Origin of the sequence: Rhizobium sullae (genome assembly GCF_025200715.1) — a bacterium.
Lineage (GTDB): Bacteria > Pseudomonadota > Alphaproteobacteria > Rhizobiales > Rhizobiaceae > Rhizobium > Rhizobium sullae.
Window position 1 is genome coordinate 3646906 of sequence record NZ_CP104143.1, and the last position, 21067, is coordinate 3667972.

Consider the following 21067-nt stretch of genomic DNA (forward strand, 5'->3'; position numbering starts at 1 on the left):
AAGCATGACCGCACGTATGGATAAACGCTTTGCCGATCTGAAGGCTGAAGGCCGTCCGGCGCTCGTGACCTACTTCATGGGTGGTGACCCGGACTACGAAACCTCGCTCGGCATCATGAAAGTGCTGCCGGAAGCCGGCGCCGATATCATCGAACTCGGCATGCCGTTCTCCGACCCAATGGCCGATGGCCCGGCAATCCAGATGGCTGGCCAGCGCGCGCTTAAGGGCGGACAGACGCTCAGGAAAACGCTGCAGCTGGCCGCCGATTTCCGCAAAAGTGACAGTACGACGCCGATCGTTATGATGGGTTACTACAATCCTATCTACATCTACGGCGTTGAGAAATTTCTTGACGATGCGATTGCTGCCGGCATCGATGGCCTGATCGTCGTCGATCTTCCGCCGGAAATGGACGACGAGCTCTGCATTCCGGCAATCCGGAAAGGCATCAACTTCATCCGTCTGGCCACTCCGACGACCGACGAGAAGCGTCTTCCGACGGTTTTGAAGAACACATCCGGTTTCGTCTATTACGTCTCTATGAACGGCATCACCGGTTCTGCTCTACCGGATCCTTCGCTGGTTTCCGGGGCCGTGAAACGCATCAAGCAGCACACCAATCTGCCTGTCTGCGTCGGCTTCGGTGTCAAGACGGCCGATCATGCCAAGGTCATCGGCAGCTCGGCCGATGGTGTCGTCGTCGGTACGGCCATTGTCAATCAGGTGGCGACAAGCCTGACTAGGGATGGGAAGGCTACAGCGGACACAGTCCAGGCCGTGGCCACCCTCGTTCGCGGTCTTTCATCCGGGGCACGTTCGGCGCGCCTTGTTGCTGCCGAATAGTGTCCCCACATTGGCTGTAGTCAATCAGGAGTTTTCGACTTGAACTGGATCACTAACTACGTTCGCCCGCGCATCAATTCCATGCTGGGCCGTCGCGAAGTGCCGGAGAACCTCTGGATCAAGTGCCCGGAAACGGGCGAGATGGTCTTCCACAAGGATTTGGAAGACAACAAGTGGGTCATTCCGGCTTCGGGCTATCACATGAAGATGCCTGCAAAGGCACGCCTTGCCGACCTCTTCGATAAGGGCGAATATGAGTCGCTGCCGCAGCCGAAGGTCGCGCAGGATCCGTTGAAGTTCCGCGATTCCAAGAAATACACGGATCGCCTGAAGGATAGTCGTCTCAAGACCGAACAGGAAGACACGATCCTCGCTGGCGTTGGCAAGGTCCGTGGACTGAAGCTCGTCGCCGTCGTGCACGAGTTCAATTTCATGGGCGGTTCGCTCGGCCTCGCTGCCGGTGAGGCGATCGTCAGAGCCTTCGAGCGCGCGATTTCCGAAAAGTGCCCGCTGGTGATGTTCCCGGCTTCCGGTGGCGCGCGAATGCAGGAAGGCATCCTTTCGCTGATGCAGTTGCCGCGCACCACCGTGGCAGTCGACATGCTGAAGGAAGCAGGCCAGCCCTACATTGTCGTTCTCACTAACCCGACGACGGGCGGCGTTACCGCCTCCTACGCCATGCTGGGCGATCTTCATCTGGCCGAGCCGGGTGCCGAGATCTGCTTCGCCGGTAAGCGCGTCATCGAGCAGACAATCCGCGAGAAGCTGCCGGAAGGTTTCCAAACCTCGGAATATCTGCTTGAGCACGGCATGGTCGACATGGTCATCAAACGGCACGATATTCCCGAAACGCTTGCGCGTGTGCTGAGCATCCTAACCAGGAAGCCTGCTAACTCGGTTGCGACGAATGGCGGCGCGATTGCAATCGCAGCGAGCGCTTGATTAAAACCTGCTTGGGCGGGGTGCTGAATGATACCCAGAGGCCAGACCGCAGTGAGTGAAGCAGCGCAGGAGATCGACAAGCTGATGGGACTGCATCCCAAGGGCTTCGATCTTTCGCTCGATCGCGTTACTCGCCTTCTCGAAGTTCTCGGCAACCCGCAGAACCGGCTGCCGCGTGTCATCCATGTCGCCGGAACGAATGGCAAGGGTTCAGTTACTGCCTTTTGCCGCGCGCTGCTGGAAGCCGGCGGCTACGCCGTTCACGTCCACACCTCGCCGCATCTGGTCAACTGGCATGAGCGTTATCGAATCGGTATCAAGAGCGGTCGCGGCCAGCTGGTTGACGACGCGGTTTTCGCAGACGCGCTCCGGCGCGTCGCAGAAGCCAATGCCGGGCAGAAAATTACGGTTTTCGAAATCCTGACGGCCGTGACTTTCCTGCTCTTTTCCGAGCACCCAGCCGATGCGGCAATCATTGAGGTCGGCCTCGGGGGCCGGTTCGACGCCACAAACGTCATCTCCGATCCGGCTGTTTCGGTCATCATGCCGATCTCGCTCGACCACCAGCCCTATCTTGGTGACCGCGTCGAACTGATCGCGGCCGAAAAGGCCGGCATCATGAAGGCCGGCCATGCCGTGGTGATCGGCCATCAGGAATATGACGCGGTCCTGGATGTGCTGATGGCGACTGCCGAGCGCTTGCATTGCCCGACTGCCGTCTTCGGCCAAGATTACGTGGCGCATGAGGAGTACGGCCGCCTCGTCTATCAGGACGAATTCGGTCTTGCCGACCTGCCATTGCCGCGGCTTCCGGGCCGCCATCAGTATGCCAACGCAGCGGCCGCAATCCGCGCTGTCAAGGCAGCGGGTTTCGTCGTCACTGAAGCGATGATGGAAAAGGCTATGAATTCCGTCGAATGGCCTGGCCGCCTCCAGCGGCTGACCGAAGGCAACCTGATCGCACACGCTCCGCCCGGTGCCGAGATATGGGTCGATGGGGGCCACAATCCCGGCGCCGGCGAAGTCATCGCGGAAGCGATGGCAAATTTCGAAGAGAAGCAGCCGCGTCCGCTCTACCTCATAACCGGCATGATCAATACCAAGGAGCCGATCGGCTATTTCAAGGCCTTCGTAGGCCTTGCGGAAAAGGTCTTCTGCGTGCCGATCCGCGGCAGCGACGCGATGATCGATCCCGTGGTTCTGTCAAATTCTGCCTATGATGCAGGCCTTGTCGCCGAGCCGATGTCCACAGTCGGTGAAGCGTTGGACGTGATCAAGGAGACCCTCGATCCGCAGGTTCCGCCGCCGCGAATCCTGATCGGCGGCTCTCTCTATCTCGTCGGCGATGTCCTTGCGGACAATGGAACGCCCCCCAAATGAAATAGCCCGGTCGAAGCCGGGCTATTTCATTCAGTATGCAATCAAAAATTAAGCTGCATTCGAAATCCAGCTCGAAAGAGCGGTCTTCGGAGCAGCGCCAACCTTGATATCGGCAACTTCACCAGCCTTGAAGATGGCAAGCGTCGGAATCGAGCGGACGCCGAACTGAGCTGCCAGTTCCGGGTTTTCATCAATATTGAGCTTGGCGACCTTAACCTTGCCGGCAAGTTCGATCGCAATTTCCTCAAGACTCGGAGCGATCATCTTGCACGGACCGCACCACTCAGCCCAAAAATCAACGACGACGGGTTCTGCAGATTCCAGAACTTCCGACTGGAAGTTGTTGATATCGACTTTCACGGTAGCCATAGGCTGCTCCTTTAGCGGAATTTACTGTTGATCCACATGTGATGGTGCGGTGCCAAATTTTCAATGTCCGGTATTTCACTTTGTTTTGAGTCCTGCAAGCGCCATTTCAAGCGCGCTCGCGGTCAGGGTATGAACGGTAGCGTTGTCGGTATAAACCAGCATGCAATCGATGCGCTTGCCGGGATAAAGCGGTGCCAGGATTTCGCGGTAGATCGCAAGCTGCGCTTGATGCGCGAAGGGAATATCCTTTGCCGTGGCAGGCGGCACGCGGTTGGTCTTGTAATCGATGATGACCACGCGGTCGTCAAACACGGCCAGCCGGTCGACACGGCCGGAAACGGCATAGTGCCGCCCCTCCAGGGCCAGCGTGCCCATGATCGAGACCTCCGGCTGCGCATGCGCTGCAAAAATGGGCTGAAGACTCTGATCTGCCAGTAGCCGTAGAACCGAATCAACCAGCCCTTGCCGTTCGGCTTCCGGCCAGAAACGTGCAGCACGGGCCGCGTACCGCGCTGCGGCGTCCGCTCTCTCGACTGGAGCGATGTCCGGTAGAGTCTGCAGCATGCGATGGATCAGGCGCCCTTTTTCCAACGATCGGTCCGAGCGTGTTTTTTCCGCAAAGAGCGGCGAACTGATCAACAGGTTATCCGCCTCCTCATCGATGATCGTTCCGGCGCCGGATGGGCTGAGAGGTCTCGGCAGTTGCCTTTGCGGCGGGAGCGGTTTGAGAATGCTGGAGGGCAAGGTTTCCCGTTCGTCCTTGTCTTCTGGTCTCTCGGAGCGCTCGAACGTGCGGCCTACTTGCGGCACGCGCCATTTCACGCCCTGCCAATCGCCATCTGGTCCTTCGAAAGTTGCGGGCATAACGTGCGGGTGGCTGTCCGCCATCGCCGATGAAATCATCATGTGCCAGGTATCGGTGTTTGCCCTGACACCGCGATAGCCGCAGACAATCAATCGGTCGGCGGCACGCGTCATCGCCACATAGAGCAGCCGCCGGTATTCCTCCTCCGCCGATTTCTGAAGCCGTGCGGTATCGGTTTGCGTCATCGAATTGGCAAGGTCGCTGACCGGGACCCAGACCGGTATCAGAGGGGCATCTGCGTTTGTTTCAAGCAGACGCAGTTTTGGCATGTGCGTATGCGTGAAAGCTTTCGAGCCGCCGTCGACAAGGAAAACAATCGGTGCTTCCAGCCCCTTGGAAGCATGTACGGTCATAATCCGCACCTCGTTGCGGCCCTTGTCCTGCTCGCGCTTCACTTCGGGCGCTTCGAGCTCCAGTGTCGAGATGAAGGATTGCAGGCCAGGGAGTCCCGAGCTTTCGTGATCGAGCGCGAATGTCAGGAACTCGTCCAGAATATCGCTGACCTCGGTGCCAAGACGCGCGAGAAACTGCCGCCGGCCGCCGTGAACGCCAAGCAGACGCGAGTAAAAGTCGTGGACGGACAGGTTTCGTGATTGATGAAGAAGTAGCGCGAGCTTTTCAGCCGCGGCCGCATATCGCTCGTTACCGTCTGCTGCAAATTTCTGCAGATGAGTCCAGACGCTTTCATACTCGCCGCGCAGCGCAGCGAGTGCGAAGATATCGTCTTCCGACAGGTCGAACAGCGGGCTCTTGAGCACGGCCGCCAATGAAAGATCATCCTGCGGCAATAGGAGGAAACGGCCAAGCGCCAGCAAGTCTTGGACGGCGATATGGCTGGTGAGCTTGAGGCGGTCGGCACCCGCGACCGGAATATTGTTGCGCCGCTTCAGCGCACGGGTCAGAGCGTTGACAAAGGCATCACGCTTGCGGACCAGCACAAGGATATCGCCAGCCTGGATAAGGCGTTCCTTGCCTTTCTCGACGATCGTCTCGTGTCCGACAAGCCGCTCGATCGTGTGGGCCATACGCCGGGCAAGGATCGCGGCCGGGGCGCTTTCGGGCGTCGCGTCGAATGGCGCCGTCCAGTCTTCGTCCTTAACGGTGGTTTCGGGGGCAATCGTCTCCCAGAGATCGACGGCACCTGGGTGACCGATGCGGCTAGAGCGGTGAACGACCGGCTCTTCGACGGCGCTAAGGCCTCGCGCGTTTTCGGGTGATGCAAAGATGTGGTCGACCGCAGCAAGAACGTCGGATGTCGAGCGAAAGGAAAGGGGCAAACGCACGGACGAAAACATTTGACCGCCTGCCGAAACCCGCCTCCTTGTATTCTCGCTCTCCTCGGAGAAACGCTCCGGGCGCGCGCCCTGGAAGGAATAGATCGATTGCTTCTCGTCGCCGACGGCAAACAGCGTCCGCACGACGGGCCGTGCACTTTCGCCGGAAAAGAAATCTTCCGCCAGCGACTGGATCACGCTCCATTGGATCGGGCTCGTATCCTGCGCCTCATCGACCAGGATATGATCGATACCCTGGTCGAGCTTATAGTGAATCCAAGGCCCGACACCGCTCTTCATCAGCAGATCCGCGGTTCGGGTGATGAGATCTTCGAAATCCAGCTGACTGCGCTGTTTTTTTAGATCCTCGTAATCCTGGTTCAGCCGGTCGGCGAGGATAAGCGCTGCATGCGTGGCATTGAACATGCGCATGATCTTGAGGCGGTCGCGGCAGGTGACGATATGCGCGCGCGCTTCGGAAATCGCATCTGCAAGCTCAGGTGCATCGGAGAGCATGGCTTTGACGGTGAATTGCGAATCCGACTTAGGTTCGCCCTTCGCCGTCAGGAATATCTTTTCCAGCAATTCGGCGCGCTTCGCCGCGTTCCGCTCATTGGAAGCCTGCCGCAAGCCGTAGGTGACTTCCTGTGCCTTCGCACCGCCCTTCTGGGCTGCCAGTGTCAGGTAAAGGTCGAGCGTCAGGCCGAAAAGACCCGGAAGCGGCCAGTATTGCGAGATGATCTGGGTCTCCGTCTCGTCGGCCGAAAGTTGCAGTTCCCTGCGCAGCGTGGCCGCAATCCCGCCTCGGTGTTCAGCCGTTGAAATGAAGCGGCGAATGGCGTTACGGTTGGCGACGATCTCGCCAAGCAGTGTCTCCAATCCGGTCTCGTCACCGAGATTGAGAACACAGGAAAAGGCATCAGCAAGTGTGGGATCCTGCTCGGGTGTCGTCGCGGTCAACAGGGAGCGGCGCGCATCGGCGAGCAATGTGGCCGCGGCGCGATCGTCGAGAACCGAAAAGTGTCCGGCGACATTGGCCTCCAGCGGAAACTGATGCAGCAAGGCCTCGCAAAAGGCATGGATGGTTTGGATTTTCAGTCCGCCCGGCGTTTCCAACGCCTTGGCAAAAAGCCGTCTCGCTTCGGCAAGCTTGAGCTGATCCGGTATCGCGCCTTCAATCTGTGTTATCCGGCTTCTCAATTCCTCGTCCGGCAGCACCGCCCACTCGGCCAAACGTGCGAAGACACGGTTCGACATTTCAGATGCAGCTGCCTTGGTATAAGTGAGGCAGAGGATGGCAGAGGGCCGCGCGCCGGCAAGCAGGAGCCGGATGACACGCTGCGTCAGCACATGCGTCTTTCCAGAACCAGCATTGGCTGAAACCCAGGCTGACCGCGACGGGTCGGAGGCAATCGACTGCTGGATCGTCGTCCAACTGATCCACGTGCGCGGATCGTCGCCCTCTGGAAGTGCGGTCGGATCATTCATCACCGCCCCCCTCTTCATTTTCGGCCGTCGACCACTCGGAGACGCGAGCCAGGTGATCGTAATCGCCGCCGAAATCGAACTGCTGCGCCGGAATTAACCGTGACGTGAAGCCACGCTCGCCGGACTGCAGCAGAGACACGAATTTGACCAATTGATCGATCGATTCTTCTGCCAGGTCGCGGGCTGATTTTGCCTTGTCGCTGCGCGTCGAAGTCTCGTTGTTGACCACGTCAGTGCGGAAACGGCTGCCGGGGCGGAGGCGCACATAGATGAGATCCTGCGGCACCAGGCTTCCGATGTCGCGAAACGCACCGGCACTGAGCGCCGCAGCCTCGAGCGCCAGCTGTGGGTCGAGTAGCGCGCGCGCCTGCGCGGGCGTTGGATTGAAGCCGGTTTTGTAGTCGATGATGTCGGCGGCGTTGGGACCGGTCGCATCGATGCGGTCAGCCACGCCGGTCAACCGGATGCTGATGGGTTTGAGCTCCACGCTGCCGCGTACTTCCGTATAGGTCTTGCGGATCGCCGGCCGCCGCTCCGCTTCCCATTCGAGAAATGCGCGCGCCACCTCCCGGAAACGCGGACGCCAGACCGCGTCGATGTGCGGCGGCAGGCGCTCCACATCGAAGAGTTCCGTCAGAATGGTTTCCATCGCGTCTGCGGCTTCCGGCGTACCGGCAGCATGTCCTTCACGGACAAAGCGGTCGATGATTGCGTGATAAAGTGTCCCGCGCTCTGCAGCACCCGGATCGCGATTGAAGGGATCGACCGGATCGAGCCGCAGGATGCGGCGTGCATAGATTGAATAGGGGTCGCGCCGCAAGCGGCTGGCCTCGCTGAAGGAATAGGATTTCGGCTGCAATTCGAGCGGCGGCGTGGGCGAGGGGCGCTGCGCAGGCGCTTGGCTCCTGCCCTCGTCCAGCAGGCTTACCCAATGCACGAAGCGGTTGCCGCGTGCTTTCAGTTCCCTCTCGAAAGTCTCGCCACCCAGCGCCAGCAGCCGCTGAAGCCAGCGCGAAGCGACCGTCGGCGTCGAGCCTTGCCGCAGCGAGCGCGAATAGATCAGATGCCGTGTTCCGCTCGCCATTTCGAAGTCATGGGCGAGTTGGCCGATGCGTCGCTCCGGCGGCTCGAGGCCGATTTCCGTCTTCATTGCGCGCGAGATGAAGGGATTGTTTGCCGTCTGACCGGGCCAGGAGCCTTCATTCAGTCCCCCTAGGATCAGCGTGTCGACGCTTTGCAGCCGCGCCTCCAATGTGCCGAATATGAAGACCCTCGGATGGCTGAGCGCGCGCGGTTTGACCGCCTGGCCTGCCGAAAGAGCCGCCATGATATCGATCCATTGCGGTCCATCGGCTTCGATCTGGCCCTCCGTCTCGATCACTTCTCTCAGCAGGCTTGCAAGTGAATCACCCGCTTCACCAGCCCAGAGATGGGCGAGGGTGCCGCGTTCATCGACTGCTACAGCTTCGAGCGCACGTCCGGTCCGCTCGGCCCAATCGGAAAGGGTGAAGCTGGTCGTCAGTCCACTGCCATCCGGTCGGTGCCGGACGAGCGCGGATGCCAGTGGTTCGGTCGCATTCGACACCCGCCGGGCAAGATTGCGCGCTTGCTCCACCGCTTCCGGCGGAAGCGACCTCCGCCACTTCGGCGCGTGCCTATCCCGTGCCTGCTCTGAAAGTTGATGATCGAGTAAGGGTTCCAGCGCGCTGATATCAACTTCGGCAACGCCACCACGCAAGGCGAGTAGTTCCAGTGCCTCGATGGCTTGTGTGAGCGCGCCGCGTTCGAGGCCGAAGCGGGCCAGTGGATGTTTGAGCAAGGCCACGATTAAGACCGGATCGCCGCGCCGGAGTGTTGCTTCGAGAAGCAGTTGCAAAAGCGTGCCCTGCAGCATAGCAGCAAGTGGCGTGCCGGCCGAGTCGTCGGCCAAGATGCCGAAACGGGAGAGGTCTGCCATCACGCGCCGGGCGAGATTGCGGTCGGGCGTGATAAGCGCTGCCTGGCTGTCGCCATTTCGTCCCGGCTGCTCCAATGCCAGCCGTAAGGCTATGGCGATCGCGGTCGCTTCCTCGCGTTCGTTTGCGGTTTCGATCAGCGAGACATCGGCAAAGGCTGCCGCCAATGCGTCATTCGGGAGCGCCTTCTTCCATTCGCCCCAATTGCTCGTCGCTTCCGCGGGCACAAGGGCGCGGGAAAGAATTTCTGCGCGGCGATGCAGATCTTGTTCCGCCTCCTCGATTGCAACGACGTCGCCGCGCGTGAGGCTCAGCCGTTTGAGGAGGGATGAAAGGCCATATTGCGGGTGACTTCGGCTCGCGGGGTTGGTCCGCTCGCCAGCGGTGATCTCTGGCGCAACCATCTGCCAATGCGCATCCGGCATGGATAGATCGAGACCTGGCAGCACGATCACGCCTTCAGGCAGATTGGCGACGGCAGCGATGAGGTCGGCCGTCGCCGGCATCGAGCCAGTGGACCCGGCAATAATAATTGGTCCGGCGGGTTTGGCAGCTGTGAGCCGATTGGCCTCCGCGCGTAGGATGGCATTGCGATGCCGTGCCGGTGACGATTTTCCGAGCTCAGCAAGCCGTTCCGGCCAGAAAGCGCTGGCAATCTGCAGAAATTCGGCCGTCAACTGCCACCACAGAGCGTGATCTTCGGCATCGAGCTTCGAGAGCTCCGACCACTCGCGATCCTCGGTCTCGATGGAATCGATCAATTCGGCAAGATTGCGTGCGAGCCAGGTCGCGTCTGCCGGGCTCGCCGGCGCAGCCAAGGGCGAGTCGGCGTGGACACGCCGCACGATCTCTGGCAGCCTGTTGCGCCACGCGAGGATGAGGCGAGCAAGTTCCAGTAGGCGCGCCGTATTCGAAAGCGGCTGCGCGAGATCGAGTGTCGCAGGTAGCGCCTCCTCGAAATAGCCGCTGTCGTCATCCGTCTCGCCGAGCGGCCGGATAACCGGCAAGATTGCCGAACGGCCACCAAGGAGATCGACGAATTCCGAACGCAGCACGCGGGCAGCGCGTCGCGTTGGCAGGTAAATCGTCACCTTGGAGAGCGAAAGCGGATCATCTGGATCGTGCCGGAAGAGAGGCGCGAGACGGCCGTCGCAGAGCGCCGCGGCAAGCGTCTTCAGGAAAGGCAGACCTGTTGGGATCGTTAGAACGCGGGGCTGGTGCCGTTCGGCCATCCGTCACACAAACATCCGGAAGCGCCGGATCGTTTCCTCCGCTTCGCCGATCGCCTCCGGCGTCCCGACCGTCAGCCAATGGCCTTCGAGCATCGTACCGAAAAGCCGTCCGCGCTCGATCGCTTTATCGAAATAGATATTGATATTGAACGGTTCATCGGCGGGCGCGTCGTCCAACAACGATGTGTCCATGACGATCGCGCCGGCATAGACGACGGGATTCGGACCCTCTTCATGATAGCGGGTAAGCCTGCCATCTGGGGCAAGGTTGAAGTCATTCTTGCCGTTGTGGCCAGTCGTATCCGCGAGCCTGACGCAGAGCATCGCCATATCCATCCGGCTCGCATCGAAGAATCCGGCTAAATGTCGAAGATTGCTCGGCCTATCAGGGCGCTCGCCGATCCAGAAAAGATCGGCATTGGTGACGAAAACCGTGCCACGATCAAGCAGCTTGAGGCCCTTTGCCAGGCCGCCGCCATTGTTCATCAGCCGGTCGCGTTCGTCGGAAATAATGATTTCGAGCGCTTTGTAGGAATTCAGATGTGCGAGCATCTGGTCGGCAAAATGGTGGACGTTAACAACCGCCCTCTCGACGCCTGCCTCGGCCAGCGAGTCCAATGCATAGTCGATCATCGGCTTGCCGTCGATTTTCACCAGCGGCTTCGGGATCGTATCGGTGATAGGGCGCATGCGGGTGCCAAGGCCGGCAGCCAGCACCATGGCTTGTTTGATGGTCATCTGATCCGGGACTATGATTCGCTCTAACCTATTCCAGCCCTTGCGCACCAATCGCGCAAGGGGGCGAGCGCTTCGTGTTCAAACGCCACCTTGAGATAGGAGAGCGTGCGGGGCATGTGTTTCGTATAGCCGGGCTTTCCGTCGCGCTGTAACAGCCGCACCCAGAGCCCGGCAAGCTTGCAGTTGCGCTGGGCCGACATGATCGCCCAGCTTTTCAGGAAGCCGGCTTCCGCAAAATTGCCCTGTGCACGACGAAGAGCCAAATAGTCGTCCATGAGCTGCTTGAACAGGGCAGGCTCGATGGTGACGCGCGCATCCTGCACGATAGATGCAAGGTCATAGGCGGTCGGGCCAATCATGGCGTCCTGAAAATCGATGAGACCGATCTTCTGAATGCCTTGCTGTCCTTCGCGCCAGATGATGTTTGGCGAATGAAAATCGCGGAGCAACAGATTTTTTTCCGCCGATGCGAGATCATCGATAAGCGCATCCCAGATCGCCAGATACTCCTGACGCTCGGGATCGCTGGCAGCCGTACCGCGCTGCCAGGGGAGATACCAGTCGAGAGCAAGGCGCACTTCCATCTTCATGGCGGTGCGGTCGAAATCGGGAATGTGATGGATGCGGGTTTCGGTGACGCGGATATCGCGTGGAATTTTCATCCCGTGCAGTTGTGCCAGACAGGCGACACTTTGTCGGTAGCGCTGGGCAATGGGCTTGCCGTCCGCGTCGAGTACCCCATCGCTGCCGAGATCTTCGATCAGCAAAATACCCTGATCATAGTCGACCTCGTAGATTTCGGGCGTTGCAAAGCCCCTTTTGCGTAGCACATTGGCGATTGCAACAAAAGGATAGGCATTCTCGGCGATGTGGGCAACCTTCGGATAAGGCTTTCCATCGAGTACTGCCGGTCCCTCGGGAAGCGGCGGCCAGTCCATCAGGATCTTGCGACCGTCCTGATCCGGATAGATGGCTTCATAGGCACGCAGCGACGCATCACCCGTCAGGAAGCGGCGCCTGGCGGTTGGGTGCCCGGCTTTCGTGAGAAAAGCGCGGATTGCGAGAGCCCGGCGGATTCTCTGCATCTGCCCGGGCGGTGCGGCGATCGTTGCGCGCCGGCCACTGCCTTCGTGTTCCAGTTTCATCGCGATGCGATCGGCGGGGAGTTCGCCTTCTGCCATTTCCGGCCATTCGACAAGGCAGATGCCGCTTTGAATGGCTTCGTCGAAGCCGAGCTCCTCCAGTTCCGCACCGTCAGCGAGGCGGTAGAGATCGAAATGCGAAACTGGGATCCGCAAATCGTAGGATTGAACCAGCGTGAACGTCGGGCTCGGTACCTCAAGCCGTTCGTCGTCCGCTATCGCGCGCAGAAGCGCGCGGGCAAGGGACGATTTTCCTGCGCCGAGATCTCCGGAAAGCGCTAGGCAATCGCCGGCTTTCAGCGCGAGCGCCAGATCTTCTCCGAAGCGGATTGTTGCTGCCTCGTCCTTCAGAAAAAGGGAGATTGCGCTGTTTTCCGTGATCATTCTGCCGCTGCGATGGAATGCGGCAGGCTGACTGAGGGAATCCGGCAAATAACCTTCGTACCCCTGCCTGGTTGGCTGTCGATCGCCACCTTGCCATTATGCAGGCTAACGAAGCTGTCGACGATCGAAAGGCCGAGGCCTGCACCACCACGCTTGCCGCTCTTTTCGCCCGTAGCAAAGCGGTCGAAAACCGTTGCGATCATCTCCTGCGGAATACCCGGGCCGCGGTCACTGACCGAGAAGACGAAATCCGTGCCCTCGCGATGGCATTCGAGAGAGATTGCAGCACCATCCGGTGAAAAATTCGCAGCATTGGCGAGCAACTTCAGCAGGATTTGCTTCAGACGCTGAGGATCGGCGACGATCGAGCCAAGGTAGGCAGGCGCCGTGATCTCCAGCGTTACACCGCTTTCCTGCAACCGATCAGCGATCTGCATGGAGACATCATCGAGAAGATCGTTGAGATCAATCTCCGAATAATTGAGCCGCATGATGCCGGCATCGACGGTCGCAAGATCGAGAATATCGTTGACCAACGTCAGCAAAACGGATGAGGACGTCGAAATGTGGTCGATATATTCGGCTTGGCGTTCGTTCAGTGGTCCGACACCTGGCGTGCGCAGCAGATCGGCAAAGCCGATGATATTGGTCAGTGGCGAACGCAGCTCATAGGAGACATGTTGGACGAAATCGTTCTTCAGTTCGTCGGCCTTGCGCAGTGCTTCGTTCTTTTCCGTCAACGCGCGTTCGGCGCGGACGCTGTCCGTCATGTTGACGAAGGTCAGCATTGTCTGCGCATTCGGCAGCGGGATGATGGCGTAGTCCAGCACAAGGCCGGAAAGCAATTCCAGTGTTCCCTGGCTGGAGCGGCGCTCGTCATCGAAGCTGGTAATCAGCTCTGCAAAGGTCTTCCAGCCGTCCGGCCGGTCATAGGACGGCAAGCACGCTTCGCCGATCGCGCGAATATGCGTTCCGGGCTTGGCTTCGGCTTCTGTAATGCCCCAGAGCATACGGAAGGCCGGGTTCGAAAGGCGCATACGGCCGTCAGGTCCGAAAACGGCAACGCCTTCGGAGAGATGGTCAATCGTTTCACCCTGAACCTTGACCAGCGTGTTGTATCGCGTTTCGAGTGCGACCTGTTCGGTCAAATTCTCGAAGACCCACGTCGCGCCGCCTTGTGGATGCGCGGTCGCAAAGACCCGCAGCGTCTGCCCATTCGGCAAATGCCAGAGGTCCGTTTGCGTATCGAGCGCCCGATAGACGGAAAGCGCGGCCTCCTTCCAGCTTTTCCAGTTGAGCTGATCGGAAAGCTTCTTTGCGGCGCGCAAACGCTCCAGCAGTTCGGCATTGTCAGGTTTGCTTTCGAGGAAAGCGATGTCGAGTTCCCAGAGTGCGACGAAGGCCTGGTTATAGAATTGCAGACGGCGGTCGCCATTGAAGATCGCAACGGGCGTCGCGAGGTGGTCCAGCGTTTCGGCATGGCTTTTCAGCGTGCGTTCAAGCTCTGCGCGAAGCGATTCGGCATCCGAAACGTCGATAGCGATGCCCGCTGAACCGCTCGGCAGCTTTACGTCCACGACGTCGAAGAAGGTGCGATTGCCACGAACGACAGTCGAAATCCTGTCGTGGAAAGGTGATTCCGGCGTGGCGGCAGCACGGATGCGTTCGCGGGCGATCGTTGTCAGGAACTCCCGTCCTTCGTTGATCGCGTGCTGCGGCGACTTCGCCTCGACCGCATCGCCATAGGCCTGATTGACCCAGGCGAGGCGTCCTTCGGAGTCGCGCTGCCAGGCAGGCAGGTCGATCGCGTCGAGCAGGTTCTGGAAGGCCGAGATCGAGGACATCAGCCGGTCGCGCTCGATCTTCAATTCGGCAAGCTCGGCGCGAAGATTGTTGAGTGCCACGAAGCGTACGAAAGCGCGGCCACCGGAAACCCGGCCTTGCGCCTCGAGAATTTCTTCGCGATTGGTTTCGACGACCATATCGAAGCTTTGTGCGGCACTACGCAGACGATCGATCGCCCTTTCGAGCTCCGACGCAGAACGAGGTTTCAGCCACAGGCCGAACGCCAGGAATTCGCTGTCTTGCGGCGCACCGGTCTCGGCTGGAAGCTGGCCGAGCAGTTCTGGCCGCTCGTGGCCGTCCCAGACAACGATGCGGCGATTCTTGTCGGCGATCAGCGCCTGGTATTGCGAAATACGCTGATGCGCATCGGAAAGAGCAGAGCGGATTTCGCGGCTTTCGTTTTCAAGATTGCCGCGCTGGCGCACGAGCCAGAGCGTCGAAAGCAAGGCTGCGGAAATGACGCCGATCACGACGGAAAAACCGACGACCTGCGACGATGTGAAAAGATGCGCGGATGCCATTGCTTCGGATTCGACTTGAGCCAGAACTGGTCGCGCCAAAGCTGCGATAGCCGTCCCGCCTGCGCAAATTCTTGCGAGCCGCGCCAGTGATCCCGAGCTTACCTTCACGGTTGTTGTGGCCGCCGCACAAGTATGTTTTTCACCTGCCTCGACTGAACGGACATCAGGCCAAACGCCCTCGTCCGCCTGTCCCGGCAGGTTGTGATTCACTTTCGACATCAGCGGTATGTCTCCGTCCTTCAATGTGCCGCATTACGACAAGACATCCCATTTTCGGGCGAACCGGATAACTCCGCGCCACGAATCGAGTTCTAAAACAATACTTCGGAAGGGAATCGGCGGAAAGGTGTGTTCCAAAAAATAAGGATGCCGCATATGTCAATGCGGCATCCCCAAGATGTTGTGGATATTGTTGCTCAGATTAATATCTGTAGTGGTCAGACTTGAAAGGACCCTTCGGCGAAACGCCGATATAGGCGGCCTGTTCTTCAGAAAGCTGCGTCAGCTTCACGCCAAGCTTGTCGAGGTGCAAGCGCGCAACCTTCTCATCGAGGTGCTTAGGCAGGATGTAGACCTGGTTGGAATATTGATCCGGCTTGGTGAAGAGTTCGATCTGAGCCAGGGTCTGGTTGGTGAAGGAAGCCGACATGACGAAGGACGGATGGCCTGTCGCGTTGCCGAGGTTGAGCAGCCGGCCCTCGGAGAGAAGGATAATGCGATTGCCCTTCGGGAACTCGATCAGATCGACCTGTGGCTTTACATTCGTCCACTTGAGGTTGCGGAGCGAAGCAACTTCGATTTCGTTGTCGAAGTGGCCGATATTGCCGACGATCGCCATATCCTTCATCTGACGCATATGGTCGATGCGGATGACGTCCTTGTTGCCAGTCGTGGTGACGAAGATATCAGCCGACGAGACGACGTCCTCGAGCAGCACGACTTCATAACCGTCCATGGCGGCCTGCAGCGCGCAGATCGGATCGGCTTCCGTGACCTTGACGCGGGCACCGGCGCCGGAAAGTGACGCCGCCGAACCCTTGCCGACGTCGCCATATCCGCAGACGACGGCAACCTTGCCGGCCATCATCACGTCAGTGGCGCGACGGATGCCATCGACCAGCGATTCCTTGCAACCGTACTTGTTGTCGAATTTCGACTTGGTGACCGAGTCGTTGACGTTGATCGCCGGGAAGGGCAACAGGCCCTTCTGGCTAAGCTGGTAGAGGCGGTTGACGCCGGTGGTGGTTTCTTCGGTGACACCCTTGATCGCATCACGGTGTTTCGTGAACCAGCCTGGTGAAGTGGCAAGCCGCTTCTTGATCTGTGCAAAGAGGATTTCTTCCTCTTCGGAATGCGGGTGCGAGAGCACGTCTTCGCCAGCCTCAGCACGCGCGCCGAGCAGGATGTACATGGTAGCGTCGCCACCATCGTCGAGGATCATGTTGGAGAGACCGCCATCGGCCCACTGGAAGATCTTGTCGGTGTAGACCCAGTAGTCCTCGAGCGATTCGCCCTTGACGGCAAAGACCGGAACGCCGGAAGCCGCGATTGCGGCAGCGGCATGGTCCTGCGTCGAGAAGATGTTGCACGAGGCCCAGCGGACTTGGGCGCCGAGCGCCACCAGCGTTTCGATCAGAACAGCCGTCTGGATCGTCATGTGCAGCGAGCCCGTGATACGCGCGCCCTTCAGCGGTTGCGACGGGCCGAATTCGGCGCGGCAGGACATGAGGCCCGGCATTTCGGTTTCGGCGATCGTAATTTCCTTACGGCCGAAATCCGCCAGACCGATATCGGCGACGACATAATCTTTTTCAGTGCTCATCGAGGTCTCCAGCTGAAAAGCGTCTCATAGTCAAAGCGCGCAGTGACGGCGCAATAGCTCGAGCGCGTGCATGACGCACGGCCGTGCTCGCCGTGTAGCAGGCTTCATAGGCAATGGCAACAAGGATATAAAGAAGTCTTTATATGTTTATATGAAGCCCGGAAAGCTCACATTTCTTCGCCGAACTTGTCCTGGACCAATTGATCCAATGCGTTCAGCGCTTCGGCGGCCTGGTTGCCGCACGCGGATACGAGAACGGTCGTGCCCGGACTCGCAGCAAGCATCATCAAGCCCATGATCGAGGTGCCGCCGACCGTCATGCCGTCCTTCGAGACAGTAACGGCAGCGTCGAATGTTTCGACCATCTGGACAAATTTGGCGGAGGCGCGCGCGTGTAGGCCGCGTTTGTTGACGATGAGCAGTTCCCGGGAAAGCGCGGTCATGGCGGGGCTTGTGCTCATCATTTGCCGCTCAGAACGCGGCTGGCGACATTGATGTATTTCCGCCCGGCCTCGGACGCTTCGACGAGCGCCTTTTCCATGTTGTTTTCGCCGCGTACGCCGGCAAGCTTGATCAGCATCGGCAGGTTCATGCCGGCAATCACTTCCGTATGACCGCTGCTCATCACCGAAATGGCGAGATTGGAAGGAGTACCCCCGAACATATCGGTCAGGATGACGACGCCGTGGCCATCGTCCGCGCCAGAGACCGCGTGCAGGATATCCTGCCGTCTCTGATCCATATCGTCTTCGGGGCCGATGCAGACCGTCTCGATAAATTTCTGAGGACCGACGACATGCTCCACGGCATGACGAAACTCTTCAGCCAGCTTGCCATGAGTGACAAGCACAAGTCCGATCATGATTTAACTGCTCCCAATGGCATATAAACGGTGGCCCCAATATCGCAATGCAGCAATCGCGTCCACCGGTGGGGGCACATCTTGGCCATCAAAAGCCGAAGTGCAAGATAAAAATGCAGAGATATGGGGCGAATCCGCCTGTATAGCAGGCACTATCGGCCTATGTCCGGTGCCTTTGCCATCAAAATCGCGAGAGGTACTGTAGCGTTTGCCAGCAAGCGAAGAGCCGGCAGCGAAAAATCTTCTGCGAAATGCGCGATGTCGTTGTCCGGTGGGAGGCGATTCTCGCCCGACGCACTGCCGGGGAGCACGGCGTAATGCATCGGGGCGAGCGGGACGCTTTCGCATTTGACGATGCCGGTCCCGCGCAACTCGATTAACCCGGAGATTGCGGAAGGACATTCGGCAACGATCTCACCATCGCGTTTCGACAGAAATACCTGATCGTCGGCGACCAGCAAGGCAGCCAGCCCCATCCGCTTCGCTTCCGTGATACAAGTGAATGCCAGCATGGATTTACCCCAGCCCGAGGGGCCAACGAAGAGCAGACCGGTCCTGTTGATGACGATCGCCGTGGCGTTGATGTTGAAAGCCGCGCCCATCACGACGACATCGAGACTGCGGGCAGGGCGAGAATGAAGCGGGCGCCAAGCACTTCAGCCGTTTCCGCATCAACGATGTTTTCGGCGCGCAACGAGCCGCCATGCGCCTCCGCGATCTGACGGCTGATCGATAGGCCGAGACCGGAATTCTGCCCGAAGCCTTCCGATTCCGGCCGGTCGGTGTAGAAGCGCTCAAAGATACGGTCGATATTTTCCGCCTGGATACCTGGGCCGTTGTCTTCGATGTAGACGATGCAACGGGACCGCGTGCGAAACAGCCGGACTGTGATCTTGCCGCCTTCATCTGGAACGAAGGAGCGGGCGTTCTCGATCAGGTTGGTGATGATCTGTCCGATACGAAGATCATGGCCGTTAACAACGAAGCGCGTCTTGATCCCAGGCTTGCGTTCAATCGCGAACTCGATCTGCACGTCCTTGTTCTTATGGCGAATCTGTCTGGAAACCTCAACCAGATCGCTGAGGAAAGCCTCGAGATCGACGGATTGGGCATCGACACGGGCAAGCTCGGCATCAAGGCGAGAGGCGTCGGAGATATCGCTGATGAGACGATCGAGGCGGCGGACGTCATGTTGGATCACATCCATCAACCGTTTCTTGGAATCATCCGACTTGGCAAGCGGCAACGTCTCCACAGCGCTGCGAAGCGACGTCAGCGGGTTCTTGAGCTCGTGGCTGACATCGGCGGCAAAACTCTCGATCGCATCGATGCGGTCATAAAGTGCGGTGGTCATTGCGCGGAGGGCGATCGAAAGGTTCCCAATCTCGTCCTGGCGGGCCGAAAAATCGGGGATCTCCTCGCGCTCCTTCGCGCCGCGCCGGACGCGGATCGCCGCAGCCGAGAGACGGCGAAGCGGATTGGCGATAGTCGAGGATAGAACCAGCGACAGCAGAACGTTGACGAGCGTCGCCACACCGAAGACGCGCATAATCGCCAGTCGTTCAGCATGGACGATGTTGTCGATGTCGCCTGCCTGCGTTGAAAGGAGCAGAACGCCGAGAACGGCGCGAAAACGCTGGACCGGGACAGCCACAGAGACGATCAGCTCACCCTTTTCGGTGGTGCGTACAACGGCGCCGCGCACACCAGTCAGCGCATTCATCACTTCCGGATAGATTGATCCGTCGCCGCCCGGCGCTTCCTTGTAGACCGGCAGGTTTCCAGGTTGCAACGCCTTGTTGAAAAGCGTCGTAAGCCATTCGCCCCAAGTCTGCTTTTCCTCTTCAACCGGCGGCAAATTGAAGCGCAAAACCTGGCCGCGCGAATAAAGATGGCGGGAATCGAGAAGCAGGTTGGCATCGGCATCGAAGATGCGGGCGCGCGTTCGCGTTGGCGAAATTAGCCGCCTGAGAACCGGTGCAACCTTTTCCGGATCGATAGGGAACTCCAGATCCTCATCATTCGGGACAGGCGTAATACTTTGCCCGGCCTGCAACTCGAGAAGCTTCTGCGGATCGATCGTGATCGAGTTGGTATCGACGGAAGCCGATGCCGAAACCGCGCCGGCAATGATTTCGCCTTGCGTCAGCAAGCTTTCGACGCGGGCGTCGATCAGCCCCTCGCGAAACTGGTTGAGGTAAAGAATGCCGCCGACAAGGACGAGCAGTGCTGCGAGATTGAAAAAGAGAATGCGGCGCGTCAGGCTCGAAAAGACCGCATTGCCGAAGATCCGGCGAATGATGGTGAAGGGATGCGACCAGCGCCTTCCCCTGACACGGCGGCCGCTCAAGCCTTCCGCATCATCCAAATCCCTTTCCTGCACCAACTGTGCCAACGACAGGCCCTTTCGGAGGGCGCGGCCGTTGCCGGCCTGCGGCCCTCGACAATACTCATGCGCCGCGCCGTCCGGCGTCAGGCTGCTTCGCGGAAGCGGTAGCCCACTCCGTAAAGCGTTTCAATCATATCAAAGTCGGTATCGACCATCTTGAATTTCTTGCGAAGCCGCTTGATGTGGCTGTCGATGGTGCGGTCGTCGACATAGACCTGTTCGTCATAGGCCGCGTCCATCAGCGCATCGCGGCTTTTCACTACGCCCGGACGCTGTGCGAGCGAGTGAAGGATCAGGAACTCGGTCACCGTCAGCGTTACCGGTTCGCCCTTCCACGTGCAGGTATGGCGTTCCTGGTCCATGACGAGCTGGCCGCGCTCCAACGAACGCGCAAGCTGGGCAGCGCCCGCCTTAGGCGCAGCGCCGGCGGCCGAGACGGCCGTTGCTTCCCGGCTGGAGGCGCGACGAAGCACGGCGCGGACCCGTTCCACAAGCAATCGCTGAGAGAATGGCTTTGTGATGAAATCATCCGCGCCCATTTTGAGGCCGAAGAGTTCGTCGATCTCCTCATCCTTCGAGGTGAGGAAAATCACCGGCATATCGGATTTTTGCCGCAAGCGGCGCAAGAGCTCCATTCCATCCATGCGCGGCATCTTGATATCGAAGATGGCAAGATGCGGCGGGCGCGCGATAAGGCCATCGAGGGCCGAGGCGCCATCCGTGTAGGTTTCGACCTTGTATCCTTCGGCTTCCAGTGCGATCGACACCGAAGTCAGGATGTTGCGGTCGTCGTCAACGAGCGCGATTGTCGCCATGGTGTTCGTCTCCGTCATCTATGCGCATCTCCCGGAATTTTTGATGTCCCCAGGCCGGCCCCAACGACCGGATGCGCTTATGGAGGATAAAGGTGGAACAAATTGTGGCAAAGATAAAGGGTAGCATTGTCGCAATGATCAAAACGGCAGGACACAAGTGTTGCGATAAAAATCGATCCAAAATGCTCAGTTCAAACGAT

General features: G+C 59.2%; 15 protein-coding genes. 3 read left to right on the top strand and 12 right to left on the bottom strand.

Annotated features, from left to right (window positions below; genetic code table 11):
* Positions 1 to 4 precede the first annotated feature (4 nt).
* The 3 genes from trpA to N2599_RS18170 are packed head-to-tail and all read left to right on the top strand — an operon-like array spanning position 5 to position 3166.
* A complete protein-coding gene (gene trpA, locus N2599_RS18160; RefSeq protein ID WP_027512285.1) occupies positions 5 to 844 on the top strand; it encodes a tryptophan synthase subunit alpha in 840 nt (279 codons plus the stop codon).
* A 39-nt stretch (positions 845 to 883) separates the two neighbouring features.
* Positions 884 to 1786: an acetyl-CoA carboxylase, carboxyltransferase subunit beta gene (gene accD / locus N2599_RS18165; RefSeq protein ID WP_027512286.1), complete on the top strand. Its 903-nt coding sequence runs from the start codon at positions 884 to 886 to the stop codon at positions 1784 to 1786.
* Between the two features lie 27 nt (positions 1787 to 1813).
* Positions 1814 to 3166, top strand: a complete 1353-nt coding sequence (locus N2599_RS18170) for a bifunctional folylpolyglutamate synthase/dihydrofolate synthase (RefSeq protein WP_260307468.1) — start codon at positions 1814 to 1816, stop codon at positions 3164 to 3166.
* 48 nt (positions 3167 to 3214) lie between these two features.
* Here N2599_RS18170 and trxA read toward each other — a convergent pair whose 3' ends face one another.
* The 12 genes from trxA to N2599_RS18230 all read right to left on the bottom strand — a co-directional run bounded on the left by trxA (position 3215) and on the right by N2599_RS18230 (position 20867).
* On the bottom strand, positions 3215 to 3535 hold the full coding sequence (gene trxA, locus N2599_RS18175) for a thioredoxin (RefSeq protein ID WP_086997466.1): 321 nt from the start codon (positions 3533 to 3535) through the stop codon (positions 3215 to 3217).
* Between the two features lie 75 nt (positions 3536 to 3610).
* Positions 3611 to 7162: a double-strand break repair helicase AddA gene (gene addA, locus N2599_RS18180; RefSeq protein WP_027513449.1), complete on the bottom strand. Its 3552-nt coding sequence runs from the start codon at positions 7160 to 7162 to the stop codon at positions 3611 to 3613.
* The gene (gene addB / locus N2599_RS18185; RefSeq protein WP_027513448.1) at positions 7155 to 10349 is read right to left on the bottom strand and encodes a double-strand break repair protein AddB; all 3195 of its coding nucleotides are present in this window, start codon (positions 10347 to 10349) and stop codon (positions 7155 to 7157) included. The genes addA and addB overlap by 8 nt, the downstream gene beginning before the upstream one ends.
* Positions 10350 to 10352: 3 nt before the next feature.
* Positions 10353 to 11087: a nucleotidyltransferase family protein gene (locus N2599_RS18190; protein ID WP_027513447.1), complete on the bottom strand. Its 735-nt coding sequence runs from the start codon at positions 11085 to 11087 to the stop codon at positions 10353 to 10355.
* 23 nt (positions 11088 to 11110) lie between these two features.
* The gene (gene tsaE, locus N2599_RS18195; protein ID WP_375714113.1) at positions 11111 to 12613 is read right to left on the bottom strand and encodes a tRNA (adenosine(37)-N6)-threonylcarbamoyltransferase complex ATPase subunit type 1 TsaE; all 1503 of its coding nucleotides are present in this window, start codon (positions 12611 to 12613) and stop codon (positions 11111 to 11113) included.
* Positions 12610 to 15198 (bottom strand): PAS domain-containing sensor histidine kinase, encoded by a 2589-nt coding sequence (locus N2599_RS18200; RefSeq protein ID WP_027513445.1) that lies wholly within the window; start codon positions 15196 to 15198, stop codon positions 12610 to 12612. The genes tsaE and N2599_RS18200 overlap by 4 nt, the downstream gene beginning before the upstream one ends.
* Positions 15199 to 15400: 202 nt before the next feature.
* The gene (ahcY, locus tag N2599_RS18205) at positions 15401 to 16801 is read right to left on the bottom strand and encodes an adenosylhomocysteinase (RefSeq protein ID WP_027513444.1); all 1401 of its coding nucleotides are present in this window, start codon (positions 16799 to 16801) and stop codon (positions 15401 to 15403) included.
* A 167-nt stretch (positions 16802 to 16968) separates the two neighbouring features.
* Complete coding sequence (locus N2599_RS18210) at positions 16969 to 17244, bottom strand: HPr family phosphocarrier protein (RefSeq protein WP_027513443.1); 276 nt, start codon at positions 17242 to 17244, stop codon at positions 16969 to 16971.
* A gap of 17 nt (positions 17245 to 17261) precedes the next feature.
* On the bottom strand, positions 17262 to 17663 hold the full coding sequence (locus N2599_RS18215; protein WP_027513442.1) for a PTS sugar transporter subunit IIA: 402 nt from the start codon (positions 17661 to 17663) through the stop codon (positions 17262 to 17264).
* A 152-nt stretch (positions 17664 to 17815) separates the two neighbouring features.
* Positions 17816 to 18265 (bottom strand): HPr kinase/phosphorylase, encoded by a 450-nt coding sequence (locus N2599_RS18220; protein ID WP_027513441.1) that lies wholly within the window; start codon positions 18263 to 18265, stop codon positions 17816 to 17818.
* Entirely contained in the window at positions 18265 to 20058 is a 1794-nt protein-coding gene (locus tag N2599_RS18225) for a sensor histidine kinase (protein ID WP_027513440.1), read from the bottom strand. Before N2599_RS18225 ends, N2599_RS18220 begins: the two co-directional genes overlap by 1 nt.
* 77 nt (positions 20059 to 20135) lie before the next feature.
* A complete protein-coding gene (locus tag N2599_RS18230) occupies positions 20136 to 20867 on the bottom strand; it encodes a response regulator transcription factor (protein WP_198521689.1) in 732 nt (243 codons plus the stop codon).
* Between the last annotated feature and the right edge of the window lie 200 nt (positions 20868 to 21067).